General features: G+C 60.8%; 24 protein-coding genes. 15 read left to right on the top strand and 9 right to left on the bottom strand.

Annotated features, from left to right (window positions below; genetic code table 11):
• Positions 1-10 precede the first annotated feature (10 nt).
• The 4 genes from PSEUDOMOFG3G_RS23270 to dksA form a co-directional block, all read right to left on the bottom strand.
• Positions 11-2,965, bottom strand: coding sequence for a sensor histidine kinase (locus tag PSEUDOMOFG3G_RS23270; protein WP_160893587.1), 2,955 nt, complete (start codon positions 2,963-2,965; stop codon positions 11-13).
• Positions 2,949-3,125 (bottom strand): hypothetical protein, encoded by a 177-nt coding sequence (locus PSEUDOMOFG3G_RS23265; RefSeq protein ID WP_003176118.1) that lies wholly within the window; start codon positions 3,123-3,125, stop codon positions 2,949-2,951. Before PSEUDOMOFG3G_RS23265 ends, PSEUDOMOFG3G_RS23270 begins: the two co-directional genes overlap by 17 nt.
• A gap of 77 nt (positions 3,126-3,202) precedes the next feature.
• Positions 3,203-4,093 (bottom strand): tRNA glutamyl-Q(34) synthetase GluQRS, encoded by an 891-nt coding sequence (gene gluQRS, locus PSEUDOMOFG3G_RS23260; protein ID WP_047229881.1) that lies wholly within the window; start codon positions 4,091-4,093, stop codon positions 3,203-3,205.
• A gap of 233 nt (positions 4,094-4,326) precedes the next feature.
• Complete coding sequence (gene dksA / locus PSEUDOMOFG3G_RS23255; protein ID WP_047229844.1) at positions 4,327-4,770, bottom strand: RNA polymerase-binding protein DksA; 444 nt, start codon at positions 4,768-4,770, stop codon at positions 4,327-4,329.
• A 342-nt stretch (positions 4,771-5,112) separates the two neighbouring features.
• On the opposite strand from dksA, the gene PSEUDOMOFG3G_RS23250 reads away from it, so the two are divergent.
• Positions 5,113-6,285, top strand: coding sequence for a pyridoxal phosphate-dependent aminotransferase (locus PSEUDOMOFG3G_RS23250; protein WP_139051179.1), 1,173 nt, complete (start codon positions 5,113-5,115; stop codon positions 6,283-6,285).
• Positions 6,285-7,025 carry a DNA/RNA nuclease SfsA gene (gene sfsA, locus PSEUDOMOFG3G_RS23245; protein WP_139051178.1) on the top strand — a complete coding sequence of 247 codons (741 nt, stop codon included), beginning with the start codon at positions 6,285-6,287 and terminating at the stop codon, positions 7,023-7,025. Before PSEUDOMOFG3G_RS23250 ends, sfsA begins: the two co-directional genes overlap by 1 nt.
• On the opposite strand, the gene PSEUDOMOFG3G_RS23240 is transcribed toward sfsA, so the two are convergent.
• On the bottom strand, positions 6,975-7,298 hold the full coding sequence (locus PSEUDOMOFG3G_RS23240; protein WP_047229841.1) for a Rieske (2Fe-2S) protein: 324 nt from the start codon (positions 7,296-7,298) through the stop codon (positions 6,975-6,977). The two genes, sfsA and PSEUDOMOFG3G_RS23240, sit on opposite strands and share 51 nt — an antisense overlap.
• 264 nt (positions 7,299-7,562) lie before the next feature.
• Between PSEUDOMOFG3G_RS23240 and PSEUDOMOFG3G_RS23235 the strand changes: the two genes are divergently transcribed.
• The 4 genes from PSEUDOMOFG3G_RS23235 to PSEUDOMOFG3G_RS23220 are packed head-to-tail and all read left to right on the top strand — an operon-like array spanning position 7,563 to position 11,151.
• A complete protein-coding gene (locus PSEUDOMOFG3G_RS23235; protein ID WP_107322943.1) occupies positions 7,563-8,441 on the top strand; it encodes a hemin ABC transporter substrate-binding protein in 879 nt (292 codons plus the stop codon).
• A 50-nt stretch (positions 8,442-8,491) separates the two neighbouring features.
• Positions 8,492-9,475 carry an iron ABC transporter permease gene (locus tag PSEUDOMOFG3G_RS23230; protein WP_171061425.1) on the top strand — a complete coding sequence of 328 codons (984 nt, stop codon included), beginning with the start codon at positions 8,492-8,494 and terminating at the stop codon, positions 9,473-9,475.
• Positions 9,475-10,242, top strand: coding sequence for a heme ABC transporter ATP-binding protein (locus PSEUDOMOFG3G_RS23225; RefSeq protein WP_139051177.1), 768 nt, complete (start codon positions 9,475-9,477; stop codon positions 10,240-10,242). The genes PSEUDOMOFG3G_RS23230 and PSEUDOMOFG3G_RS23225 overlap by 1 nt, the downstream gene beginning before the upstream one ends.
• A gap of 21 nt (positions 10,243-10,263) precedes the next feature.
• Positions 10,264-11,151 carry a ChaN family lipoprotein gene (locus PSEUDOMOFG3G_RS23220; protein ID WP_139051176.1) on the top strand — a complete coding sequence of 296 codons (888 nt, stop codon included), beginning with the start codon at positions 10,264-10,266 and terminating at the stop codon, positions 11,149-11,151.
• A gap of 182 nt (positions 11,152-11,333) precedes the next feature.
• Here PSEUDOMOFG3G_RS23220 and PSEUDOMOFG3G_RS23215 read toward each other — a convergent pair whose 3' ends face one another.
• The 3 genes from PSEUDOMOFG3G_RS23215 to PSEUDOMOFG3G_RS23205 form a co-directional block, all read right to left on the bottom strand.
• The gene (locus PSEUDOMOFG3G_RS23215; RefSeq protein ID WP_047229837.1) at positions 11,334-11,606 is read right to left on the bottom strand and encodes a TfoX/Sxy family protein; all 273 of its coding nucleotides are present in this window, start codon (positions 11,604-11,606) and stop codon (positions 11,334-11,336) included.
• A 209-nt stretch (positions 11,607-11,815) separates the two neighbouring features.
• Entirely contained in the window at positions 11,816-12,157 is a 342-nt protein-coding gene (locus PSEUDOMOFG3G_RS23210; RefSeq protein WP_139051175.1) for a pentapeptide repeat-containing protein, read from the bottom strand.
• A gap of 91 nt (positions 12,158-12,248) precedes the next feature.
• Positions 12,249-13,805: a bifunctional aminoglycoside phosphotransferase/ATP-binding protein gene (locus PSEUDOMOFG3G_RS23205; protein WP_139051174.1), complete on the bottom strand. Its 1,557-nt coding sequence runs from the start codon at positions 13,803-13,805 to the stop codon at positions 12,249-12,251.
• A 127-nt stretch (positions 13,806-13,932) separates the two neighbouring features.
• On the opposite strand from PSEUDOMOFG3G_RS23205, the gene mrcB reads away from it, so the two are divergent.
• From mrcB to PSEUDOMOFG3G_RS23190, 3 genes are read left to right on the top strand one after another with little or no spacing between them, the layout of a single operon-like run.
• On the top strand, positions 13,933-16,251 hold the full coding sequence (mrcB, locus tag PSEUDOMOFG3G_RS23200; RefSeq protein ID WP_047229834.1) for a penicillin-binding protein 1B: 2,319 nt from the start codon (positions 13,933-13,935) through the stop codon (positions 16,249-16,251).
• 16 nt (positions 16,252-16,267) lie between these two features.
• The gene (locus PSEUDOMOFG3G_RS23195) at positions 16,268-16,987 is read left to right on the top strand and encodes a M48 family metallopeptidase (protein ID WP_047229833.1); all 720 of its coding nucleotides are present in this window, start codon (positions 16,268-16,270) and stop codon (positions 16,985-16,987) included.
• The gene (locus PSEUDOMOFG3G_RS23190; RefSeq protein WP_047229832.1) at positions 16,987-17,316 is read left to right on the top strand and encodes a YqcC family protein; all 330 of its coding nucleotides are present in this window, start codon (positions 16,987-16,989) and stop codon (positions 17,314-17,316) included. Before PSEUDOMOFG3G_RS23195 ends, PSEUDOMOFG3G_RS23190 begins: the two co-directional genes overlap by 1 nt.
• 7 nt (positions 17,317-17,323) lie before the next feature.
• Here PSEUDOMOFG3G_RS23190 and PSEUDOMOFG3G_RS23185 read toward each other — a convergent pair whose 3' ends face one another.
• Positions 17,324-17,746: a DUF4124 domain-containing protein gene (locus tag PSEUDOMOFG3G_RS23185; protein ID WP_047229831.1), complete on the bottom strand. Its 423-nt coding sequence runs from the start codon at positions 17,744-17,746 to the stop codon at positions 17,324-17,326.
• A 400-nt stretch (positions 17,747-18,146) separates the two neighbouring features.
• On the opposite strand from PSEUDOMOFG3G_RS23185, the gene PSEUDOMOFG3G_RS23180 reads away from it, so the two are divergent.
• From PSEUDOMOFG3G_RS23180 to msrQ, 6 genes are all read left to right on the top strand, one after another.
• Positions 18,147-19,871: an acetolactate synthase 3 large subunit gene (locus tag PSEUDOMOFG3G_RS23180; RefSeq protein WP_047229879.1), complete on the top strand. Its 1,725-nt coding sequence runs from the start codon at positions 18,147-18,149 to the stop codon at positions 19,869-19,871.
• A 2-nt stretch (positions 19,872-19,873) separates the two neighbouring features.
• Complete coding sequence (gene ilvN / locus PSEUDOMOFG3G_RS23175) at positions 19,874-20,365, top strand: acetolactate synthase small subunit (RefSeq protein WP_003205610.1); 492 nt, start codon at positions 19,874-19,876, stop codon at positions 20,363-20,365.
• A gap of 45 nt (positions 20,366-20,410) precedes the next feature.
• A complete protein-coding gene (gene ilvC / locus PSEUDOMOFG3G_RS23170; protein ID WP_003228216.1) occupies positions 20,411-21,427 on the top strand; it encodes a ketol-acid reductoisomerase in 1,017 nt (338 codons plus the stop codon).
• A 143-nt stretch (positions 21,428-21,570) separates the two neighbouring features.
• Positions 21,571-22,428 carry a CDP-diacylglycerol--serine O-phosphatidyltransferase gene (pssA, locus tag PSEUDOMOFG3G_RS23165; RefSeq protein ID WP_076386334.1) on the top strand — a complete coding sequence of 286 codons (858 nt, stop codon included), beginning with the start codon at positions 21,571-21,573 and terminating at the stop codon, positions 22,426-22,428.
• A gap of 63 nt (positions 22,429-22,491) precedes the next feature.
• Positions 22,492-23,505 carry a protein-methionine-sulfoxide reductase catalytic subunit MsrP gene (gene msrP, locus PSEUDOMOFG3G_RS23160; protein WP_139051173.1) on the top strand — a complete coding sequence of 338 codons (1,014 nt, stop codon included), beginning with the start codon at positions 22,492-22,494 and terminating at the stop codon, positions 23,503-23,505.
• A complete protein-coding gene (msrQ, locus tag PSEUDOMOFG3G_RS23155; RefSeq protein WP_139051172.1) occupies positions 23,505-24,125 on the top strand; it encodes a protein-methionine-sulfoxide reductase heme-binding subunit MsrQ in 621 nt (206 codons plus the stop codon). Before msrP ends, msrQ begins: the two co-directional genes overlap by 1 nt.
• Positions 24,126-24,151 lie beyond the last annotated feature (26 nt).

Below are 24,151 nucleotides of genomic sequence, written 5' to 3'. Positions count from 1 at the left end.
CTCGACGGTCTCAGTTCACAGCGGACGTCGCTTCGACATGACGCGGCAAGGTCACCCGTATACGGGTGCCGCGTTGGCTTTGTACATCGGCCGGGCTGTCGATGGTGATTTGTCCATAATGCTCTTCAACGATGGAATAGACCAGTGCAAGGCCCAGACCGGTGCCTTCGCCCGGGTCCTTGGTGGTGAAGAAAGGTTCGAACAATCGGTCCATGATGTTCTGGGGGATACCGCTGCCTTCGTCTTCGACGATCAGGTCGATCGTGTGTTCGCTGGCTTCGCTCTTGACCCGCACCGCGCTGCCCGCAGGTGAGGCGTCGCGGGCGTTGGAGAGCAGGTTGATCAGTACCTGGGCGAGCCGCTGGGGATCGCCGTCGACCCAGTGATCCGGGTCGCACAGGTTGAAGAATTGCACCTCGAAATTGCGCCGGTTCAGGGCCAGCAGACCAATGGCGTCCTGGGCCACTTCGGCCAGACAGACGGGCTCGTCGTTGTGCTGGTGGCCGCCGGCATGGGCGAAGCTCATCAGTGACTGGACGATACGCGACACACGCTTGGTCTGTTCGAGGATCTGGCCGCTGATTTCCGTCAGTTCGCCGTCGTCCTCGCGCTCTTCGCGCAGGTTTTGCGCCAGGCAGGCGATGCCGGTGATCGGGTTGCCGATTTCGTGGGCCACCCCGGCGGCCAGCCGACCGATGCTTGCCAACCGTTCGGAGTGGACCAGCTTGTCTTCGAGCATCTGAGTATCGGTGAGGTCTTCCACCAGCAATACCAGGCCACTGTTACCCGGCGCCAGCGGCTCGTCGATCGCCGCCTTGTGCAGGTTCAACCAGCGAGTCTGGCCGTCGAGGGCCAGGTGCTGCTTGTGCAAATGCTCATCCGGCAGGTCGATGAAGCCTTGCAGCAGGCCTTTCCACGGCTCACTCAGGGTACTCAGGCGTGAACCAACCACGCGCTGGGCGGCGATTCCAGTCAGTTCCTCCATGGCCTTGTTCCACATCAGGATTTCCTGGTCCTTGGCCAGGGAGCACACGCCCATCGGCAGTTCCTGCAAGGTCTGGCGGTGATAACGGCGCAAGGCGTCCAGTTCGGCGGCCAGGCCGGTGAGGCGCGAGTGGTAGTCTTCCAGACGGCTCTCGATGAAGTGGATGTCTTCAGTGACATAGTTCTCGCCGCCGGCCTTGTAGGGCAGGAACGTCTCGACCATGTCCTGGGCCACGCTGGGGCCCATCAGGCCGGACAGGTTGGCTTCGATCCGGTCCCGCAGGCGACGCAGGGCATATGGACGGCGTTCATCGAAGGGCAGGTAGAGGTCGCGCAGGGCCTGTTCGACTTCTTTTTGCGCGGCCTTGGCGCCCAGGGGCTTGGCCAGTTGCGTGGCGAACTCCTGGGGTGAGGCGGCGTGCAGTTCCCGGCGCTGAGGGCGGCGAACGTTGTCCACCGCGCAGGCTTCGGCGGCGCTGGCCTCTTCGCTGCTGGCGTTGGTGAACAGTGAAATCAGGGTGAACATCAGCACGTTCGCCGCCAGTGAGGCGATGGCCGCCATGTGCCAACTGGTGTCGTCGAGCACGTAGATCATGTTCAGCAACGGGATATAGAAGCCCTGCATGTTGCCCAGCAGTGGCAACAGCATGGCGACCAGCCACACCAGGATCCCCGCGAGCAGACCGGCGATAAAACCACGGCGGTTGGCTGTTGGCCAATACAGCACCGACAGTACGCCGGGCAGGAACTGCAAGGTGGCGACGAACGCGACAATGCCGAGGTTGGCCAGGTCCTGTCCGTCGCCCAGCATCAGGTAAAAGCCGTAGCCGGCCATGATGATGGCGACGATCAGTGCGCGGCGGGTCCATTTCAGCCAGCGGTAGATATTGCCCTCGGCTGGCGGCTGGTAGAGCGGCAGCACCAGATGGTTGAGCGCCATGCCCGACAGCGCCAGCGTGGTAACGATGATCAGGCCGCTGGCCGCCGACAGGCCACCGATGTAGGCCAGCAACGCCAGGGCCTTGCTGTTGGCGGCGATGCCGATGCCGAGGGTGAAATACTCAGGATTGGTGCTGGCTCCCAGCTTCAGTCCGGCCCACAGGATCAGCGGCACCGCCAGGCTCATCAGCAGCAGGAACAGCGGCAGGCCCCAGCTCGCGCTCACCAGCGAGCGCGGGTTGAGGTTTTCGGTAAAGGTCATGTGGTACATGTGCGGCATGACGATCGCTGACGCGAAGAACACCAGCAACAGCGTGCGCCACGGGCCTTCCTGCAGGGGTGTGTGCAGGGCGGCGAGGGCGGTCTGGTTCTGCAGCAGCCACAGCTCCAGTTGTTGCGGGCCATCGAATACGCCGTACAGGGCATAGAGGCCGACGCCGCCGATGGCGATCAGTTTGATCACCGATTCGAAGGCGATGGCGAACACCAGGCCTTCGTGTTTCTCCCGGGTGGCGATGTGGCGGGAACCGAAGAAAATCGTGAAGAGAATGATCAGCGCGCAGAAACTCAGTGCGACCCGGTGCTGCACCGGTTCGCGGGTGAGGATGCTGATGGAGTCGGCCACCGCCTGGATCTGCAGGGCCAGCAACGGCAATACGCCCACCAGCATGAAAATCGTGGTCAGCGCGCCGGCCCAGGTGCTGCGAAAGCGAAAGGCGAACAGGTCGGCCAGGGATGATAGCTGGTAGGTGCGGGTGATTTTCAGGATCGGGTAGAGCAGCACCGGTGCCAGCAGGAATGCCCCCGATACACCCAGGTAGCTGGACAGAAAACCGTAGCCGTACTGATAGGCCAGCCCGACCGTGCCATAGAACGCCCACGCGCTGGCGTAGACGCCCAGCGACAGGGTGTAGGTCAGCGGGTGGCGGATGATCGCCCGGGGGATCATGCCCCGTTCGCTGATCCAGGCGACGCCGAACAGCACTGCCAGGTAGGCTGCGCTGATCAGGATCATCTGGGTCAGGCTAAAGCTCATCGGCATCTTTTTGGCTCTGCAGGATGAAGGTCACGACGATCAGGATCAGCCAAAGCAGATAGGGCCGATACCAGGCACCCGTGGCGTCGATCCACCAATCCATGATGGCCGGGGAGAACAGATAAATCCCCACTACCAGGAGCAGGACCAAGCGATAGATGTACATCCCGGCCTCTCTTTTTTAAACGCGTGCCCGAAAACGTGCGGCGATGGTAACGGATGGGGGCCAAGCTGCAAGCGCCGTCAACGTATTTGCGCCTCTGGCAGGGTCAAAGTGCGCGGTATCTTCCCCGCATCCCAATGGCGAATGCCCCAGTCCAGCAGGTCCCGGGGGCTGGCGTCGACCCGTTCGGGGCCTGGCTGTTGGCCCAGCGCGCGCAGTGCCCGCAACAACAATGGCGTGGCCTGATCGGCCGCCAGCGGTGGCGAACGGTAGGACTTGCCGAGTTTGTGTCCGTCCGGCTGGGTGATCAGCGGCACATGCAGGTAGCGCGGTTGTGGCAAGCCAAGCAGCTCTTGCAGGTACAGCTGACGTGGCGTGGAGTCCAGCAGGTCGGCACCGCGCACGATATCGGTGACCCCCTGCCAGGCGTCGTCCAACACCACCGCCAGTTGATAAGCATAGAGCCCGTCGCGACGGCGAATCACGAAATCGCCGACTTCACGGCCCAGGTGCTGGCGGAACGGGCCTTGTACTCGGTCGTTGAAGTGATACGCCAGCTCGGGAACGCGCAGGCGGATGGCCGCGTCTTTGGTGTCGTGACCGGCGTTGCGGCACAGGCCCGGATAAATGCCCTGATACGGCTCCAGTTGTTTGCGCGAGCAGGTGCAGGCATAGGCCAGACCCTGGCTGAGCAGGCGATTGATGACCTGGTCGTAGGCCTCATGGCGCTCACTCTGACGGACCATCTCGCCGTCCCATTCAAACCCGTAGCTTTGCAGTGCCTTCAAGATTGCCGCTTGCGCGCCAGGCTCTTCCCGTGGTGGGTCAAGGTCCTCCATGCGCAGCAACCAGCGCCCGCCCGCAGCCCGGGCATCCAGATAGGACGCCAGCGCGGCGACCAGGGAGCCGAAGTGCAGGTGGCCGCTGGGTGTGGGGGCGAAGCGGCCGATGTAGGGGGCAGTGGCGGTCATAAAGCGAATGTTACTGGGTCCGGGCTGTTGGAATACATATCCTGCTGACGAAGCCACCCCTCTGTGGGAGCGAGCCTGCTCGCGATAGCGTCTTATCAGTGGGCATTGATGTGGCTGACCCACCGCTATCGCGAGCAGGCTCGCTCCCACAAGGGAACCGGGTGTGCGGGAAGTATCAGAAACAAAAAACGGAGCGTGTGAACGCTCCGTTTTTCGATGACAGCCCAGGCAATTTACTTGCCGACCTGTTTTTCCTTGATTTCCGCCAGGGTCTTGCAGTCGACACACATGTCGGCGGTCGGACGTGCTTCCAGCCGCTTGACGCCGATCTCGACGCCGCAGGACTCGCACCAACCGTATTCTTCGTCTTCGATCAGTTGCAACGTCTTGTCGATTTTCTTGATGAGCTTGCGCTCACGGTCGCGGGCGCGCAGTTCGAGGCTGAATTCTTCTTCCTGGCTGGCACGGTCGGCCGGGTCAGGGAAGTTCGCCGCTTCGTCTTTCATGTGATCCACAGTGCGGTCGACTTCCTGCATCAAGTCCTGTTTCCACTTGTTCAGGATCTTGGTGAAGTGCGCGCGCATGGGGGCGCCCATGTACTCTTCGCCAGCTTGCGGCACGTACGGCTCAAACCCGCTGAGCGACTGATTTTGATTCTGCTTTGCTTGGGTGGGCATGAATGGACCGCCTCTACTCTTGTAATCCACTACGCAGGATTGCTCCATCACCGACACCTGCCGGCCCTGCGGCTGCAAGCGGGCGAACTTACCAGATCAAATCGGGCCGCGCTACTCCCGGTTGTCGAGCCTGCGGTGGCCGGGGCTTGCAAAGCGTGGTCAAGTTCAGTCCGGTGGAGTGACAAACCTGCTCAATGCTTGATTCTAGTCAAGCCTGAGCCGATCGCTGGAGACATTTGCTGCAAGCGGCCGGGCCCTGAGTTCGTGCTCGCTTGCGCAGTTGTTTCTGGGTTGGCCGGAGAGTTAGGTAGAATCGGTTCTTTTTTACCAGAAGGAAGGCTAATGGCTCAGCCCTACAGTGCGCGTAGCCGCGCCATCGAACCTTTCCATGTGATGGCGCTCCTGGCCCGTGCCAATGAGCTGCAGGCCGCCGGGCACGATGTCATCCACCTGGAGATCGGCGAGCCGGACTTCACCACGGCTGAGCCGATCATCCAGGCCGGCCAGGCCGCGCTGGCGGCGGGAAAGACCCGTTACACGGCGGCCCGTGGCATCCCCGAGCTGCGCGAAGCCATCGCCGGTTTCTACGGGCAGCGCTACGGTGTGGACATAGACCCACGGCGCATCCTGGTCACGCCGGGCGGATCCGGCGCGTTGCTGCTGACCAGCGCGTTGCTGGTGGACCCGGGCAAGCACTGGCTGTTGGCGGACCCCGGTTACCCCTGCAATCGCCACTTTCTGCGGCTGGTGGAAGGTACGGCTCAATTGGTGCCGGTAGGCCCGGACGTGCGCTACCAGCTGACCCCGGACCTGGTGAACCGCTATTGGGACTCGAACAGCGTGGGTGCGCTGGTCGCGTCGCCGGCCAACCCGACCGGGACGATTCTCAGCCGGGACGAACTGGCCGGCCTGTCCAAGGCAATCAAGGGCCACAACGGTCACTTGGTGGTGGATGAGATCTATCACGGCCTGACTTATGGCACCGATGCCGCGAGCGTGCTGGAAGTCGACGACGAAGCTTTCGTCCTTAATAGCTTTTCCAAGTATTTCGGCATGACCGGCTGGCGGCTGGGCTGGCTGGTGGCCCCTTCGGCGGCTGTTGGTGAGCTGGAGAAGCTGGCGCAGAACCTTTACATCAGTGCGCCGAGCATGGCCCAGTACGCGGCGTTGGCCTGTTTCGAACCGGCGACAATCGAGATATTCGAGCAGCGCCGGGCCGAGTTCGCGCTGCGGCGCGACTTTCTGCTACCGGCCTTGCGTGATCTGGGGTTCGGCATCGCAGTGGAGCCGGAAGGGGCGTTTTACCTGTATGCCGACATTAGTGCATTCGGCGGCGATGCTTTTGCGTTCTGCCAGCACTTTCTGGAGACCGAGCATGTGGCGTTCACGCCGGGGCTGGATTTCGGTCGCCATCAGGCTGGGCACCATGTGCGTTTCGCCTACACCCAGAGCTTGCCGCGGCTCCAGGAAGCGGTGGAGCGAATCGAGCGTGGACTGCGGAGTTGGCAAGGCTGATGCTTTTTTCACCTGCGCTGGAAGAAGGCCGGCTGATTCGACGTTATAAGCGTTTTCTTGCCGATATCGAGACCGCTCATGGCGAACTGCTGACGATTCATTGCCCCAACACCGGTTCGATGCTCAATTGCATGGCCGAAGGTGCGCGAGTCTGGTTCAGTCGTTCCAGCGACCCCAAGCGCAAATTGCCCGGCACCTGGGAAATAGGCGAAACCCCCCAGGGGCGGTTGGCCTGCATCAATACCGCGCGAGCCAACCCGCTAATCGAAGAGGCCCTGCGTGCCGGGGTCATCAGCGAGCTGAACGGTTTTACCGGGCTCAAGCGTGAAGTGGCTTACGGTCAGGAAAACAGTCGTATCGATTTTCGACTGGACTACGACGAAGGCTCCGCCTGGGTCGAAGTCAAAAGTGTCACGTTGGGTTTTGACGGCACGACCGTGGCGGCGTTTCCTGATGCGGTGACCCAGCGGGGAGCCAGGCATCTGCGCGAACTCGCTCACCTGGCCCGGGACGGCGTGCGGGCGGTGCAGTTGTATTGTGTCAACCTGAGCGGGATCGACGCCGTGCGCCCGGCACAGGAAATCGACCCGCTGTACGCGGCGGCGTTGCGCGACGCTGTGGCCGCGGGCGTGGAAGTGCTGGCCTACGGGGTGACGCTGACGCCCGAGCAAATGTGGGTGGATCGGCCGTTACCGGTGCTGCTCGACCCAGATGCCTTGCTCGTCCTCCCGGCTCTCTAACGCAGCCAGGGACTGCCCGGCACAGGGGCCGGCGACGCATTCACCGCTTTCAATCAGAAACAGTGCGCCGTGGGTGGCGCACTGGATCAGGCTGGCGCTGGGGTCGAGAAACTCATCGGGCCGCCATTCCAGCGGTACGCCGCGGTGCGGGCAGCGGTTGAGATAGACATACACCTGGCCGGCGCGACGCACCGCCAACAACTTGCGCCCATCGAGGTCGAAACCGCGACTGCTGTTGTCGGGCAATTCGGCGCCGGTACAAAGAAACTTCATGTGGGTCTCTATGGTTATGAGTGGGCGAGTTTGTGTGGGAGCGAGCCTGCTCGCGATAGCGGTCGATCAGCCAGCAGCAATGGGTCGACACACCGCTAATCGCGAGCAGGCTCGCTCCCACAGAGGCAACCCCCCCAAAGGTTCATGCTTGACGTCCAAATGAAAGCAATTATCAAATGGCGCCTCCTTCGCAGGGGGCTGAGGATACTTTGCCTGCGGGGTTCATGCCCGGCCCTGTGAACATTTCTTCGAGGAAGCTGCCCGATGCGCCTGAATATCCGTGTTGTCACGCTCTGTGTTGTCATGTTAGCCAGCCAGGGCTTGGTGGCGGCTGAACTGCCGCAGCGCTGGGTCAGTGCCGGCGGGGCAGTGTCCGAATGGGTCAGCGCGCTGGGCGGTGAGTCGAAACTGGTGGGCGTGGACACCACCAGCCAGCATCCCGAAGCCTTGCGGGATTTACCCAGCATCGGTTATCAGCGACAACTCTCGGCCGAGGGGGTATTGAGCCTGCGTCCGCAGATCCTCGTAGGCACCGAAGAAATGGGGCCGCCACCGGTGCTGTCGCAGATCCGCAGCGCCGGGGTACAGGTTGAACTGTTCTCGGCCACGCCCGACCTGTCGACCCTTCAGGGCAATCTGCGGCACCTGGGTCAACTGCTGGGCGCCGAGGCCAAAGCCGCGCAGTTGTTCGACAGTTATCAACAGCAGCTCAGCCAACAGAAAGCTCGAGTGAGTAAAATCCAGCTTGAGCAACAGGCCCCCGGCGTGTTGCTGTTGGTCGCAAGCTCCGGCGGCAAGCCGATGGTCGCAGGCCTGGGCACCTCCGCCGATTGGCTGGTGCAGCAGGCCGGCGGTCACAACTTGGCGACACACCATGGTTACAAGGCATTTTCGGTGGAGAGCCTGGCCAGCCTGAATCCCGAAGTACTGGTGTTCGCCGATCGCGCGTTGAGTGGCGAAGAAGCGCGTGCGGCGTTGTTCAGGGAAAATCCGATTCTTTCCTCCACCCGTGCCGCCAGGGCCGGGCGCGTTATCGAGCTTGACCCGACACTGTTGGTCGGCGGGCTAGGCCCGCGGTTGCCGCAAAGTCTGGTGAAGCTGACGGCCGGTTTTTACCCGACCGAACCGGCCAAGGCACCATGACCCCTCTGGTCAAACCGCGCACCTTGTTCATTGGCCTGGCCCTGTTGTGTCTGCTGGCGATCTGGCTGTCCCTGGCCCTGGGGCCGGTGAGTTTGCCGCTGTTCGATACCTTGCGCGCGGCGTTGCGCTTGATGGGCTTGCCAGTGGCCGCCGAAGGTCTGGAGCAGGCCGAACTGATCCTCGGCCAGATCCGTCTGCCACGCACCCTGCTGGGGCTGGCGGTGGGCGGGGTATTGGCATTATCCGGGGTGGCGATGCAGGGGCTGTTCCGCAACCCGTTGGCCGACCCGGGGCTGGTCGGGGTGTCCAGCGGTGCGGCACTGGGCGCGGCGTTCGCCATTGTTGGCGGCTCGGCGCTGGGCGGCTTGCCCGAAGCGTTCGGCCCCTATGTGTTGTCGTTGTGTGCGTTCCTCGGCGGGCTTGGGGTTACGGCATTGGTTTATCGCCTCGGCCGGCGCAACGGCCAGACCCATGTCGCGACCATGCTCCTGGCCGGTATCGCCCTGACCGCGCTGTCCGGCTCGGCGGTGGGCTTGTTCACTTACCTGGCGGACGACGCGACCCTGCGCACCTTGACGTTCTGGAACCTGGGGAGCCTGAATGGTGCCAGCTATGCGCGGTTGTGGCCGCTGTTGCTGGTCAGCGTTGGCGTAGCACTCTGGCTGCCACGACGGGCCCGGGCACTCAATGCTCTGTTGCTGGGTGAATCCGAAGCAGCCCATTTGGGCGTTGATGTCGAAGGGCTCAAGCGTGAACTGGTGTTTTGCACGGCCCTGGGGGTTGGCGCGGCAGTGGCGGCGGCGGGCATGATCGGCTTTGTCGGGCTGGTAGTGCCGCATCTGGTACGGTTGATGGCCGGCCCCGATCATCGCGTTCTGTTGCCGGCTTCGGTGCTGGCAGGGGCGAGCCTGCTGCTGTTCGCCGATCTGGTGGCGCGTCTGGCGCTGGCTCCGGCGGAACTGCCGATCGGCATCGTCACGGCATTCATCGGGGCGCCGTTCTTCCTCTATTTATTGCTGCGAGGACGCGCCTGATGTTACGAGCGCAGAACCTGCACATCCAGCGGGGTCGCAAGACCGTGTTGGCTGATGTCAATCTTGATCTGCATCCCGGTCAGGTGCTGGGCGTGCTCGGGCCCAACGGTGCAGGTAAAAGTACTTTGCTGGCGGGGCTGTGCGGTCAATTGCCTCCTGCGCAGGGACAGGTCTGGCTCGATGATCGGCCTTTGTCCCAGTGGGACGGCGCCGAGCGTGCCCGCCGCCTGGCGGTATTGCCGCAGTCATCGACCCTGGATTTTGCCTTCCGCGTCGAGGAAGTAGTCGGCATGGGGCGCCTGCCTCATCAGTGTGGTCGAGTGCGTGATGAGCAAATCGTTGCCTTGGCGTTGCACGCTGCAGACGCGGCGCATCTGCACGGTCGCAGTTACTTGGCGCTGTCGGGCGGCGAGCGTCAGCGGGTGCACCTGGCGCGGGTCTTGGCACAGTTGTGGCCAGGGGAAGCGGGGCAGACCCTGCTGCTCGACGAACCGACCTCGATGCTCGATCCACTGCACCAGCACACCATCCTGCAAGCGGTGCGTGAGTTTGCCGATCGCGGCGCGGCCGTATTGGTGATCCTGCATGACCTGAACCTGGCAGCGCGTTATTGTGATCGCCTGTTGTTGCTCGCGTCCGGCCGGCCGGTGGCCCTGGACACGCCGCAACAAGTGCTGCGCCCGGAACCGCTCAAAGCAGTGTTTGGCCTGGAAGTGCTGGTGCAACCCCATCCGGAGCGCGGACATCCATTGATCATCGCCCGCTGAGGGTTGCCTGAGGATGTAGACGTGCGCCTGATCCTGATTCTGGCATTGAGTGTGCTGACGGCCTGTCAGAGCACTGCGCCGCCCCCGGTCGACGGGCAGATCCTTGATTTGCACAGTGGCCGGGCCATCACGCCTCAAGCGTTGATCGAGCGTCTGGCACGGGCGCCGCGAGTGGTGGTCGGCGAGCAGCACGACAATCCGGATCACCACGCGCTGCAGCTATGGCTGCTTCAGGCCCTGGCCGCGCAACGGGCCCAGGGCAGCCTCCTGCTGGAAATGCTGACACCCCACCAGCAGCCTCGTGTTGATGCGGTCCGCCAGTTACCTGCCTTGCCAACTGATCTTCCCGGTGCCCTGGATTGGTCGCCGGGATGGGACTGGAGCCTGTATGGTCCGGTCGTGGAGTTTGCCCTGACGCAACGCTATCGGTTGTTGGCCGCCAATCTGGACGCCGCCGAGATCCAGCGCGTCTACCGGCAGGCGCCGGACTTGCGAGGCGCCCGTGCGAATGCGGCAAGTGTGAAGGATCAGTTGCTGGAGCAGATTCGCCAATCCCATTGCGGCCTGCTGCCCGAATCTCAGATGCCGGCGATGCTGGCTGTCCAGCAACAACGTGACCGACGCATGGCCGAACGTCTGCTGGCTGCGCCATTACCTGCGTTATTGTTCGCCGGTGCCTGGCATGGACGGAAAGACGTTGGGGTGCCGCTGCATGTGCTGGACTTGGGGGCCAGTGAGGCGCCGACCGTCCTGATGCTGGCCGAGGAGGGCAGCGAGATGACATCGGTCATGGCAGATTACGTGTGGTACACCAAGGCCACTCCCCCTCAGGATTACTGCGCGCAGATGCGTGAACACAGCGCATTTCCTCCAGACAAAAAAAGACCCGACAAAAGTCGGGTCAAATAACCGTGATTAGCCTGATGAGGAGATATCTGAGAGTCCGAACCAAGGGCTTTTCAAATATCGACCAGTCTCGCGACCGGATGCGCTAATCATAGCGATTCTCATTACCATGTCAAACGTTGTTTTTTGGATTGGCCCAAATAACTTTCAAGCGCAGGCCGTGTGGCGACAAACAAGGAGAATGGTCAGGCTTTGTGACGCGTCGAAACGGCGTCCAATTGTTTGTTCAAGGCTTCCTTGCGTTCGGCGGGGATGTCATTCCAGTGCACATCCATCAATGCGCCCTCAATGGCATAGAGCAACACCTTCGAAGCCCGGAACCCGCGAGTGCGTACTGCGCGATAGGCATCAACCGCTCCGAGGCGGCGCAGATCCGAGGCGCTGTGGATGCCCACGGCATGCAGCCACTGGGCTGATGTCTTGCCCAGGTTCTTCAGGTGTTGCAGTTCATCATTCATCGAACCTCCTTGCGACGGCCGACTGGTGCAGTGGGCAAGCTTCTCAGGAGTGTAGCGGTCAGTAGGAAAAACGTGATTCTTTGGTGGGATTTGAAGCAAAAGCTTCTAATGCATTACGCACGATAGGTGGGGGCGCGCGGCAAGATGCAGCGTCCAGCGCAGGCAGGGGCGCTGGAGATCAATTGGGTTGACGGCAGATTCGGCCCGATTCAGCGGGTGCGGTAGCGCAGCCGGGTGCCAAAGTTCATCGACATCAGAATTTCGTCGGCAGACAGTTCTGCCGGGAAATAGGCGCCCGATATTTGCGCATGGGCCAGGCTGGCACCTTCCAGGGACGACTTGCGAAAATCGATGCCGCGCAAATCCGCGGAGCGGAAGTAAGCGTCGGTGAAATCCACGTCGTCGGCATTGAGCTCTCGCAGATCCAGACCGCGAAAATCGCCGCCACGCATATCAACCGGGCCGTGTGGCCGTTCGTTGTTGAAACCGGCAATGTCGTCTTCGCGCAGCAAAGCATAAAGCGGGGTACTGAGAAGCTTGGGTAGGCTCATTTCATATCACCTGTTGGTTTTATGACGCCAGTATAGTGCCACTGTTTGACGGCCGTGAAGGGTGGGCAGACTCCACGGCCGAAATAGTTTTTTACAGGCCTGGCAAGCGTTGACGAATCTGCGCGACCACGATGTCGAGCGTGCCGCTTTCATTGGTCTGGACCCGTTTGCTGCACAGGATTTCCGCAGGGGTGAGTGCTTCGCGGCTGGCCTGTTGGGCGGCGATAACGGCCAGATTTGCGTCGGACGGATCTGTCTGATCGGCCTGACGCTGCGCCAGCCTGCTTTCGATAACCGCTTGTGGCGCATTGCAATCGAGGATTAGGAACGGAGCGCCCTTGGCCTCGGCAACTTTCGCCGCCGCATCGCGCTGATCGTGTTTGAGGTACGTGGCGTCGATCACTGCTGGGAACCCGGCATGCAGGATGACACCAGCGATTTCATGCAAGCGGGCATAAGTGGCGTCGCTGGCGCCGCTGCTATAGATGCCGGCTTGTGGATCATTGGGCACTTGCTGCTCACCAAACAGACGCTTGCGCTCAACGTCCGAGCGCAAGCGAATGGCGCCCAGGGCTTCCACCAGGCGCATCGCGACATGGCTTTTGCCAACGGCCGAAACGCCGTGGGTGATGGCCAGAAAGCGCGAGGGAATGGTGCTGTAGCTTTCGGCCAGGTTCGCGTAGTTGCGGTATTGGCGCAGGGTTGTGGCGCGCTGCACCGGGTCGGCTTCGGCCGGCATGCTGAACAGCGCGACCTTGGCGCGGACCAGGGCGCGGTAGGCTTTGTAGAAGTTCAGCAGCTCCAGGCCTTGATAGTCGCCGGTCAGCTCCAGGTATTGGCTGACGAAACGTCGCGCCAGCGACTTGAGGCCGCGGTCTTCCAGGTCCATCGCCAGGAATGCAGTGTCGGCATAGACATCGGTGAAGCGGAACGGCTCGTTGAACTCAATGCAGTCGAAAATCACTACCTTGCCATCGATCACCGTGGCATTGCCCAAGTGGATGTCACCGTGGCATTCGCGGATGAAACCTTCAGTCTTGCGTTGAGTGAACAGCGGTTTGAGGCGTTCGAAGCTGCTTTCGGCCCAGGCTTGCAGGGCTTCGAGTTGCACCAGGTCAGCCTTGTCACTGAGGAACGGACGAATCTGTTCGAAGTTCTGCCGCACCGGTGCCATAACGCTGTCGGGGGTGCCGGCGGCGTTTTCGGCAGGCACGGTGGGCGTGGAGAGATGGAAACGGGCGATCTGCGCGGCCATTTCGTCAACGTGCGCGGTGGTCAGTTCGCCGTTGGCCTGGAGCGTGCTGAGCAGTTGGCTCTGGGGGAACTGACGCATCTTCAGGGCGTATTCGATGGCCGGACCTTCGCCACCCAGTTGTGGCGCTTGCGGGGTGCCGGTAATCGGCATGACTTCCAGGTACAGATCCTGGGTCAGGCGCTGGTTCAAGCGCAGTTCTTCCCCGCAGAAATGCTTGCGTGCCTCGAGGCTGGTGAAATCAAGGAAGCCGAAATTGACCGGTTTTTTGAATTTGTAGGCATACGGCCCGGTGAGCAATACCCAGGAAATGTGGGTCTCGATGACCTGGAACCCTTCGACGGGATGCGGATAGAGGGCCGGGTTTTGCAGGGCAGCGATCAGGGACTGGCTCACGGGCGATCCTTCAGAGACTGGGAAAATTCAAGGCCGTCATTATGGCGGCAAGCCGCGTTAACGCAAACAGGAGGGGGCCGTTGTGTGGTCATGTTGAACCGCGGCAAAGTGCGTATAATCCGCCGCCATGACTCGTACCCGATCCCCCCGTACCCCCAAGAAACCACCCGCCAGTCGCTTGCGGCCCTGGCTGGGCTGGGCCCTTAAACTCAGCCTGGTGGGCCTCGTCGTGCTCGCTGGCTTTGCGGTCTACCTCGATGCCGTGGTCCAGGAGAAGTTCTCCGGCAAGCGCTGGACCATCCCGGCCAAGGTCTACGCCAGGCCCCTGGAGCTGTTCGTCGGACAAAAGCTGAGTCGGGACGATTTCCTGACCGAGCTCGATGCTCTCGGCTATCGCCGTGAAAGCGTTGCCAATGGCCCGGGTGCCGCGTCCGTCAATGGCAATACCGTCGACCTCAATACCCGCGGTTTCCAATTTTATGAAGGCATGGAGCAGGCGCAGGCGGTGCGAGTGCGCTTCTCCGGCGACTACGTCGCTGCGCTGACCGGTGCCAACAATGCGAAGCTGTCAGTGGTGCGCCTTGAACCGCTGCTGATCGGTGGCCTCTACCCCAAGAACCTTGAAGACCGGATCCTGATCAAGATCGACCAGGTGCCGCCGTTCCTGCTCGATACGCTGATCGCTGTCGAGGACCGCGATTTCTACCATCACTTCGGCGTCTCGCCCAAGTCGATTGCCCGGGCCATCTGGGTCAACACCTCCTCGGGCCGTATGCGCCAGGGCGGCAGTACCCTGACCCAGCAATTGGTCAAGAACTTCTATTTGACCAACGAGCGCAGCCTCAGCCGCAAGCTTACCGAAGCCATGATGGCGCTGTTGCTGGAGCTGCACTACGACAAGCGGGAGATTCTCGAGGCGTATCTCAACGAAGTCTTCGTCGGCCAGGACGGCCAGCGAGCGGTTCACGGTTTCGGCCTGGCCAGCCAGTTCTTCTTCAGCCAGCCGCTGTCCGAGCTCAAGCTGCATCAGGTGGCATTGCTGGTGGGGATGGTGAAAGGGCCGTCCTCCTATAACCCGCGGCGTAATCCGGAGCGCGCCCTCGAGCGGCGCAATCTGGTACTCGACTTGCTGCAACAGCAAGGCGTGGCGACGGCTGAGCAAGTCGAAGCGGCGAAGAAGATGCCTTTGGGCGTGACCAAGCGCGGCAGTCTGGCCGACAGCTCGTTTCCTGGTTTCATGGACCTGGTCAAGCGTCAACTGCGTGAAGACTACCGCGATGAAGACTTGACCGAAGAAGGCCTGCGGATCTTCACCAGTTTCGACCCGATCCTGCAGATGAAGGCCGAAGCATCGGTCAATGACACCTTCAAGCGACTGGCCGGGCGCAAGGGCTCTGATGAAGTGGAAGCCGCGATGGTGGTGACCAACCCGGAAACCGGCGAAGTCCAGGCCATGATCGGCAGTCGGCAGGCCAGTTTTGCCGGTTTCAACCGGGCGCTCGATGCGGTCCGCCCGATCGGCTCCCTGATCAAGCCGGCGGTCTACCTCACCGCCCTGGAAAAGCCGAGCCAGTACACCCTGACCAGTTGGCTGTCCGACGAGGCGTTCTCTGTCAAGGGCGCGGACGGCCAGGTGTGGAAGCCGCAGAATTATGATCGCCGCTCCCACGGTACGGTGTTCCTGTACCAGGGGCTTGCGCATTCCTACAACCTGTCGACGGCTCGCCTCGGGCTTGAAATCGGCGTGCCGAATGTCCTCAAGACCTTGGCCCGCCTGGGTGTCAGTCGCGAATTCCCGGCATTCCCATCGATGCTGCTGGGAGCCGGTGGCCTCACGCCGATTGAAGTGGCAGCCATGTACCAGACACTGGCCAACGGTGGCTTCAACACGCCGATGCGCGGCATTCGCAGCGTGCTTACCGCCGACGGCGAGCCGCTCAAACGCTATCCGTTCCAGATCCAGCAGCGTTTTGATCCCGCGTCCATTTATCTGATCCAGAGCGCCATGCAACGGGTCATGCGTGAAGGCACCGGCAGTTCGGTTTATAACGTACTACCGCGTAACCTGACCCTGGCGGGCAAGACCGGTACCAGCAACGACTCGCGCGACAGCTGGTTTGCCGGTTTCAGCCAGGACCTGCTGGCAGTGGTCTGGCTCGGCCGTGACGACAATGGCAAGACCCCGTTCACTGGCGCCACCGGGGCATTGCAGGTCTGGACCAGTTTCATGCGCAAGGCCGATCCGTTGCCGCTGGACATGCCGCAACCAGACAATATCGTTCAGGCCTGGGTGGATTCGCGCACTGGCCAAGGCTCCGACGCCAGTTGCCCGGGCGCGGTGCAGATGCCGTATATTCGCGGCAGCGAACCACCACCCGGTGCAGCCTGTGGCATTCCAAACCCCGCCGAATCGGTCATGGATTGGGTCAAGGACTGGATGAATTAAGCAAAGAGGGTTTCAAGTGAACAAGTGGTTGATTCCAGCGGTTACGGCCGTGGCATTGCTCAGCGGTTGCTCTACCGTACAACGCGGTTCGATTCCGGTTGTCGATTCCGGCACTGCCGTTTCCAATAGCGAGCGGGTCTCGGCCAATGGCGGTTTCCGTCAAACGACGGTGCAGCGGCCGGTGCAGGGACAGGTCCAGGCGATTCCCCAGGGCGATACCGGTGTCGTCGTGATGGTGCCCGGTGGCGGCGCCACGACGTCGGCACCGATCAGCAGCACACCGATCACGCCAGGGCCGATCACGCCGGGCCCTATCGATACTTCACCAATCGACCAGGGCAGCTTCAACATGCCTTCTGCACCGAGCAGCATTCCCTCGACCAGTTCGGGAGGCCTGTCCGCTGATGAACAATTGGACGGTCCAGTACTGGCATTGCTCACCACAGCCCAACAGCAACAGGCCGGTGGTGACCTCAATGGTGCGTCCTCCAGCCTTGAGCGAGCCCAGCGTGTTGCGCCGCGTGAACCCCAGGTTCTCTATCGCCTGGCCCAGGTGCGCATGGCCCAGGGCGATGCGCCGCAAGCCGAGCAACTGGCCCGCCGTGGCCTGACATTCGCCAACGGTCGTCCGGCGCTTCAGGCCAGCCTGTGGGAATTGATCGCTCAGGCCCGTGAGAAACAAGGCGACTCCGCCGGCGCGGCATTGGCCCGTCAGAAGGCCAAGGTTTCGCTCTGATGGATACGCGTTTTCCCAAGATCGCCGATCAGTTGCTGCTGATTGAGCGCGAGTTGCGGGTCCAAGGCTGGTGGAGCAGCGTTTCGCCATCGGCCGAGGCGTTGGCCAGTGTCGAACCGTTCGCGGTCGACACGCTGGACTTCGAGCAATGGCTGCAATGGATTTTCCTGCCGCGCATGAAAGCCATCCTGGAAAATGACCTGCCGCTGCCCAACGCCTCGGGCATCCTGGAGATGGCTCAAATGGTCTATGCCCAGCGGCCGGGGCAAGGCGTCGAGTTGCAGCGACTGTTGGCGCAGTTCGACCAATTGATCAGCGACGTTAACTGACCGCCATTTATTGGCAGTGCTCCTCGATCTGCTTGCGGGTTTCGTCGATGCGCTGGCGCCGCTCCTCTTCTGTGAGGCGGCGCATTTCCCCTTCCACATCCTCGCGTACCCTCGGGTTGTTCTGCAGTTGCGCCAGATTGGTCCGAGTCTGTTCGCAGAAGGCCTTGAGCTGGGCTTGCTGCTCGGCAATCTGTTGCTTGACCTGTTGGTCAATCGCCTTCTGGTCGCCAATGACCCCGGCAGGCGGGGGGGCTGCTGGCTTGGCGGCGGAAGGGGAGGACTTGATCACCGTTGTGGCCTGTCCTCCAGGCGGTGGCTGGGAGCCAAAGTGGGTAACCCCTTGGGCGTCCACCCATTTATAGACCTGACCGGCCATGCACATCGGGCTCAGGCCAACCAGCAGGCTGGCCGTCAAGAAGAACATTCGCATGCTGTTTCCTTGTCATGGGTTGCGCAATTGAAGCTAACACAGTTGCTGTTTAAAGGTTTTTTCTTGCGTTCTCATGCGCTTACTTCGAATAAAGCACATTGACGGCTTGACTTGCAGAGGGCGAAACAGAAGAATCCAAAGTCCGCTGTAGAGGGACTGCCAGAAGCAGGCCCACTCGGCAGATCATGAGGCGCACATCCGCGCCGACCTGTTACACCCGCAACGCGTTACCTCGCGCTGGGTGGGAAAGGCCCGCAACACTTGGGACGATCCCAATACTTGCTCAGTCAGTGCTGACGTAGTCGGCGACCACCGTCGCTCATGCTCTGCCGAGAAGTAAACCTATTAAGACCCGTCCCTTTTTGTGGGCCGGTATTCTGGCGTTTTAGAGGTGAACAACGTGGAGCTTTTATCTGGCGGTGAGATGCTCGTCCGCTTTTTGCGTGACGAAGGCGTCAAATATATCTACGGGTACCCCGGTGGTGCTCTTCTTCATGTCTATGATGCCCTGTTCAAAGAACCGGAAGTGACCCACATCCTGGTTCGTCATGAGCAAGCGGCGACCCACATGGCTGACGGATATGCCCGTGCCACCGGTAAAGCCGGCGTGGTCCTGGTGACTTCCGGCCCTGGCGCCACGAACGCCATCACCGGTATCGCCACGGCGTACATGGACTCTATCCCGATGGTGATCATCTCCGGTCAGGTGCCCAGCACCATGGTCGGCACCGACGCGTTCCAGGAAACCGACATGATCGGTATTTCCCGGCCGATCGTGAAGCACAGCTTCATGATCAAGCACGCTTCGGAGATCCCGGAGGTCATGAAGAAGGCTTTCTACCTGGCTGAATCCGGTCGTCCGGGCCCGGTTGTGGTCGATGTCCCGAAAGACATGACCAACCCGGCCGAGAAGTTCGAATACATTTTCCCCAAGAAAGCCAAGCTGCGTTCCTACAGCCCGGCTGTGCGCGGTCACTCCGGGCAAATCCGCAAGGCAGCCGAAATGCTGCTGGCGGCCAAGCGTCCGGTGCTGTACTCGGGTGGCGGCGTTATCCTCGGTGGTGGCTCCGCGCCGCTGACCGAATTGGCGAAAATGCTCAACCTGCCGGTCACCAATACGCTGATGGGGTTGGGCGCCTACCCGGGCACTGACCGTCAGTTCATCGGCATGCTCGGCATGCACGGCAGCTATACCGCCAACCTGGCGATGCACCATGCCGATGTGATTCTGGCGGTCGGCGCGCGTTTCGACGACCGTGTCATCAACGGCCCGGCGAAATTCTGCCCGAACGCCAAGATCATCCATATCGACATCGATCCGGCGTCCATCTCCAAGACCATCAAGGCAGACGTGCCGATTGTCGGTCCTGTGGAGAGCGTGCTGAGCGAAATGGTCGCCATCCTCAAGGAAATCGGCGAGGCTCCGAACAAGGAGTCCGTGGCCAGCTGGTGGAAGCAGGTTGATGAGTGGCGCGGTGATCGTGGCCTGTTCCCTTACGACAAGGGCGACGGCAGCGTGATCAAGCCGCAGACCGTAATCGAAACCCTGTGCGAAGTGACCAAGGGCGATGCCTTTGTGACCTCCGACGTGGGCCAGCACCAGATGTTCGCCGCGCAGTACTATAAGTTCAACAAGCCCAACCGCTGGATCAACTCCGGTGGCCTGGGCACCATGGGCTTCGGTTTCCCGGCGGCCATGGGCGTCAAGTTGAGCTTTCCGGATAGCGACGTCGCCTGTGTCACGGGCGAGGGCAGTATCCAGATGAACATCCAGGAGCTGTCGACCTGCCTGCAGTACGGTTTGCCGGTGAAAATCGTCAACCTGAACAACGGCGTACTGGGCATGGTTCGCCAGTGGCAGGACATGAGCTACGGCAGCCGTCACTCGCACTCCTACATGGAGTCGTTGCCGGACTTCGTCAAGCTGGTCGAAGCCTATGGTCACGTGGGCATCCGCATCACTGACCTGAAGGACTTGAAGTCCGGGCTCGAAGAAGCTTTCGCCATGAAAGATCGCCTGGTGTTCCTCGATATCAAGGTCGATACCAGCGAGCACGTCTACCCGATGCAGATCAAAGACGGCTCCATGCGCGATATGTGGCTGAGCAAGACGGAGCGTACCTAATCATGCGACATATTATTTCCCTGCTTCTGGAAAACGAACCGGGTGCTCTGTCTCGCGTAGTGGGCCTGTTTTCGCAGCGCAACTACAACATCGAAAGCCTGACCGTGGCGCCAACCGAAGACCCGACCCTGTCGCGTCTGACGCTGACCACTGTGGGGCACGATGAAATCATCGAGCAGATCACCAAGAACCTGAACAAGCTGATCGAGGTGGTCAAGCTGGTGGACCTGTCGGAAAGCGCGCACATCGAGCGCGAGCTGATGCTGGTCAAGGTCAAGGCCACCGGTGCCCAGCGCGCCGAGATCAAACGCACTACCGATATTTATCGTGGGCAGATCGTCGATGTCAGCGCCAGCGTCTATACCGTTCAGTTGACCGGTACCAGCGACAAGCTCGACAGCTTCATTCAATCGATCGGCACTGCCTCGATTCTGGAAACCGTACGCAGTGGCGTCACCGGGATTGCCCGTGGCGACAAAGTACTGAGCATCTAAACCAAATTAGCGAATGGCCTGAATGGCCGGAAATAGGGGTAATTCATGAAAGTTTTCTACGATAAAGACTGCGACCTGTCGATCATCCAGGGCAAGAAAGTCGCCATCATCGGTTACGGTTCCCAAGGCCACGCCCAGGCGTGCAACCTCAAGGACTCCGGTGTTGACGTGACCGTCGGCCTGCGTAAAGGCTCGGCCACCGTTGCCAAGGCCGAGGCCCATGGCCTGAAAGTCACCGACGTGGCTTCTGCCGTTGCCGCCGCCGACCTGGTCATGATCCTGACCCCGGACGAGTTCCAGTCTTCGCTGTACAAGAACGAAATCGAACCGAACATCAAGAAAGGCGCCACCCTGGCCTTCTCCCACGGTTTCGCGATTCACTACAACCAGGTAGTGCCACGCGCCGACCTCGACGTGATCATGATCGCGCCGAAGGCCCCGGGCCACACCGTTCGTTCCGAATTCGTGAAGGGCGGCGGTATCCCTGACCTGATCGCGATCTATCAGGACGCCTCCGGCAACGCCAAGAACGTCGCTCTGTCCTATGCTGCCGGTGTTGGCGGCGGCCGTACCGGCATCATCGAAACCACCTTCAAGGACGAAACCGAAACCGACCTGTTCGGCGAACAAGCCGTTCTGTGCGGCGGTACTGTCGAGCTGGTCAAGGCCGGTTTCGAAACCCTGGTTGAAGCTGGCTACGCGCCGGAAATGGCCTACTTCGAATGCCTGCACGAACTGAAACTGATCGTTGACCTCATGTACGAAGGCGGTATCGCCAACATGAACTACTCGATCTCCAACAACGCTGAATACGGCGAGTACGTGACGGGTCCGGAAGTGATCAACGCCGAATCCCGCCAGGCCATGCGTAACGCCCTGAAACGTATTCAGGACGGCGAATACGCCAAGATGTTCATCAGCGAAGGCGCTACCGGCTATCCTTCGATGACCGCCAAGCGTCGCAACAACGCCGCTCACGGTATCGAAATCATTGGCGAGCAGTTGCGCTCGATGATGCCGTGGATCGGTGCCAACAAGATCGTCGACAAAGCCAAGAACTAAGTCGCGAGCTTGATCGGAAAACGCGGCCCTGGCCGCGTTTTTTCGTTTGGGCGGTGGCTTCTGGTATAAAGCTGCATCGTTTGCGGCCGAACCCTCGTCCCAGACACCTGTCGAATTTTTCACACCGTTGCAAGGTACTGTCCATGAGCGAACGCCCCGACGAGCCCAACCAGGCTCCTGACGCCGAAAGCCTGCTGCCCATCGATGAGCACGTCGAAGAAGGACATGACGCTGAAGGCCGTAAGGTCCGGCACCGTGGCATCTATCTGCTGCCGAATCTGTTCACCACCGCGAACCTGTTCGCCGGTTTCTATTCCATCATCAGCTCCATGAGCGCCCAAGCGGCCTTGAGCGCCGGCGATAGCGCCGGGGCGAGTCGTTACTTTGCCTTCGCTGCCATCGCGATCTTTGTCGCCATGGTGCTCGATGGCCTGGACGGGCGTGTGGCCCGCATGACCAATACCCAGAGCGCGTTCGGTGCCGAGTACGATTCGCTGTCGGACATGGTCGCTTTCGGCGTGGCCCCGGCCTTGCTGGCGTTCGGTTGGGCGCTGGGGGACATGGGCAAGGTCGGCTGGATGGTCGCCTTCATCTATGTTGCCGGTGCCGCGTTGCGTCTGGCACGTTTCAACACCCAGGTCGGTACGGCTGACAAGCGCTACTTCATCGGCTTGGCGAGTCCTGCCGCTGCGGGTGTCGTAGCCGGTGTTGTTTGGGCTTTCAGCGACTACGGTATCCAGGGATCGAAGATGTCGTTCCTTGTGGCGCTGCTGGTAGCGGCGGCCGGTATGCTGATGGTCAGCAACATCAAGTACAACAGCTTCAAGGAGCTGGATCTCAAAGGGCGGGTGCCGTTCGTTGCGATTCTGGCGGTGGTGCTGGTGTTCGCGGTGGTCTTCAGTGATCCGCCACGTATCTTGTTGCTGGTATTCCTCGCCTATGCCGCTTCCGGCCCGGTTCAATACCTGTTGCGCCTGCGCCGACACAAAAAAGCCGAGTGATGTAATTTCCCTCATACTCCGCAGTCTATTGGTGCATCTGCCCTCCAATGCTGCGGAGTTGTCATGCTGATCAAGATCCCCAAGTCGTCCGACTGCCTTGAGTCGGACGTCACGCCAGAATCCCTCTATCTATCCCGTCGCCAAATGCTTGGGGCCGCCATGGCGGGGCTTGCCGTCAGCGGTCTTCCGCGTTGGGCCAGTGCTGCCGATGTTGCGCGTTATGCGGATGTCGAGCCCGGCAAGGCGCCGTCCTGGTTCGCCGAGAAGCTGCCGTCCACCCAATGGGGCGCGGTTACGGTCAAGGATGAGTCCATCACCCCTTTTAAAGACGCCACCCATTACAACAATTTCTATGAGTTCGGAACCGGCAAAGGTGATCCGGCGGCCAATGCCGGATCCTTGAAAACCGAGCCCTGGAGCGTGGTGGTCGATGGGGAAGTGGGCAAGCCGGGGCGCTATGCGTTGGAAGACTTCATGAAACCTTACCAGTTGGAGGAGCGAATCTATCGCCTGCGGTGCGTGGAAGCCTGGTCCATGGTTATTCCATGGATCGGCTTTCCCATTTCGGCGTTGCTCAAGCAGGTCGAACCGACCTCCAAGACCAAGTACATTCGTTTCGAAACCCTGCAGGATCCCAAGACTATGCCAGGGCAGCGCTCAGGGTTTGCTTTGATCGACTGGCCTTATGTTGAGGGCTTGCGACTGGATGAAGCGATGAATCCGCTGGCAATCATGGCGGTTGGGATGTATGGGCGAGAGTTGCCGAATCAGAACGGTGCACCGTTGCGCTTGGTGGTGCCGTGGAAGTACGGGTTCAAAAGTGTGAAGTCCATTGTGCGCATCAGTCTGGTCAGCGAGCAGCCCAAGACCACCTGGCAGAGCATTGCGTCCGACGAGTACGGCTTTTACGCCAACGTCAATCCGACGGTCGATCACCCGCGTTGGACCCAGGCACGGGAGCGCCGTCTGCCGAGCGGGCTGTTCAGTCCTAACGTGCGCGATACGTTGATGTTCAACGGCTATCAGGATGAAGTCGCTTCTTTATATGCAGGGATGGACTTGAGGAAGGACTACTGATGCGTTTTCCAGTCTGGCGAATCGGCGTCTTTGTCGCGGCGGCGGTTTGGCCGTTGCTCTGGCTCTACGAAGCGTTGATGAATAAGTTGGGGCCTGATCCAGGCAAGGTGCTGGTGGATCGGCTCGGGTTGGGCACGCTTATTTTGTTGTTGATCACCTTGAGCATGACGCCGTTGCAGAAACTCACGGGGTGGGCAGGGTGGATCGCGGTCAGGCGTCAGCTGGGATTGTGGTGTTTTGCTTATGTGGTGCTGCATTTGAGTGGGTATACGGCGTTCATCCTGGGGTTCGATTGGTCGCAACTGGGCGTCGAGCTGAGCAAGCGACCTTATATTATCGTTGGAGCGCTCGGGTTTCTGGGGCTCTTGGCGCTGGCGATGACTTCCAATCGCTACAGTCAGCGGCGACTGGGCGCGCGCTGGAAAAAACTGCATCGCCTGGTTTATCCGATCTTGGGCCTTGGATTGCTGCATATGTTGTGGATTGTGCGGGCGGATCTTAAGGAGTGGTCGATTTACGCCTTTATAGGTGCTGTGCTTTTGATGCTTCGAATTCCTGTGGTTACGCGCCGGATACCGCGTTTAATTGGACGCAAAGCACCTTCTGCAACAAAAGCGTAATTAACGCTTGACGGCAAATCCTGGAA

The organism is Pseudomonas sp. FG-3G, from assembly GCF_901007645.1.
Lineage (GTDB): Bacteria > Pseudomonadota > Gammaproteobacteria > Pseudomonadales > Pseudomonadaceae > Aquipseudomonas > Aquipseudomonas rhizophila.
Note: the sequence above shows the minus strand (reverse complement) of the source record. Positions and strands in the feature narration are given on the sequence as shown.

Coding starts and splice junctions, on each gene's coding strand:
- PSEUDOMOFG3G_RS23270 (WP_160893587.1), bottom strand. CDS start 2,965: ATGCCGATGAGCTTTAGCCTGACCCAGATGATCCTGATCAGCGCAGCC.
- PSEUDOMOFG3G_RS23265 (WP_003176118.1), bottom strand. CDS start 3,125: ATGTACATCTATCGCTTGGTCCTGCTCCTGGTAGTGGGGATTTATCTG.
- gluQRS (WP_047229881.1), bottom strand. CDS start 4,093: ATGACCGCCACTGCCCCCTACATCGGCCGCTTCGCCCCCACACCCAGC.
- dksA (WP_047229844.1), bottom strand. CDS start 4,770: ATGCCCACCCAAGCAAAGCAGAATCAAAATCAGTCGCTCAGCGGGTTT.
- PSEUDOMOFG3G_RS23250 (WP_139051179.1), top strand. CDS start 5,113: ATGGCTCAGCCCTACAGTGCGCGTAGCCGCGCCATCGAACCTTTCCAT.
- sfsA (WP_139051178.1), top strand. CDS start 6,285: ATGCTTTTTTCACCTGCGCTGGAAGAAGGCCGGCTGATTCGACGTTAT.
- PSEUDOMOFG3G_RS23240 (WP_047229841.1), bottom strand. CDS start 7,298: ATGAAGTTTCTTTGTACCGGCGCCGAATTGCCCGACAACAGCAGTCGC.
- PSEUDOMOFG3G_RS23235 (WP_107322943.1), top strand. CDS start 7,563: ATGCGCCTGAATATCCGTGTTGTCACGCTCTGTGTTGTCATGTTAGCC.
- PSEUDOMOFG3G_RS23225 (WP_139051177.1), top strand. CDS start 9,475: ATGTTACGAGCGCAGAACCTGCACATCCAGCGGGGTCGCAAGACCGTG.
- PSEUDOMOFG3G_RS23215 (WP_047229837.1), bottom strand. CDS start 11,606: ATGAATGATGAACTGCAACACCTGAAGAACCTGGGCAAGACATCAGCC.
- PSEUDOMOFG3G_RS23210 (WP_139051175.1), bottom strand. CDS start 12,157: ATGAGCCTACCCAAGCTTCTCAGTACCCCGCTTTATGCTTTGCTGCGC.
- mrcB (WP_047229834.1), top strand. CDS start 13,933: ATGACTCGTACCCGATCCCCCCGTACCCCCAAGAAACCACCCGCCAGT.
- PSEUDOMOFG3G_RS23190 (WP_047229832.1), top strand. CDS start 16,987: ATGGATACGCGTTTTCCCAAGATCGCCGATCAGTTGCTGCTGATTGAG.
- PSEUDOMOFG3G_RS23185 (WP_047229831.1), bottom strand. CDS start 17,746: ATGCGAATGTTCTTCTTGACGGCCAGCCTGCTGGTTGGCCTGAGCCCG.
- ilvN (WP_003205610.1), top strand. CDS start 19,874: ATGCGACATATTATTTCCCTGCTTCTGGAAAACGAACCGGGTGCTCTG.
- ilvC (WP_003228216.1), top strand. CDS start 20,411: ATGAAAGTTTTCTACGATAAAGACTGCGACCTGTCGATCATCCAGGGC.
- pssA (WP_076386334.1), top strand. CDS start 21,571: ATGAGCGAACGCCCCGACGAGCCCAACCAGGCTCCTGACGCCGAAAGC.
- msrP (WP_139051173.1), top strand. CDS start 22,492: ATGCTGATCAAGATCCCCAAGTCGTCCGACTGCCTTGAGTCGGACGTC.
- msrQ (WP_139051172.1), top strand. CDS start 23,505: ATGCGTTTTCCAGTCTGGCGAATCGGCGTCTTTGTCGCGGCGGCGGTT.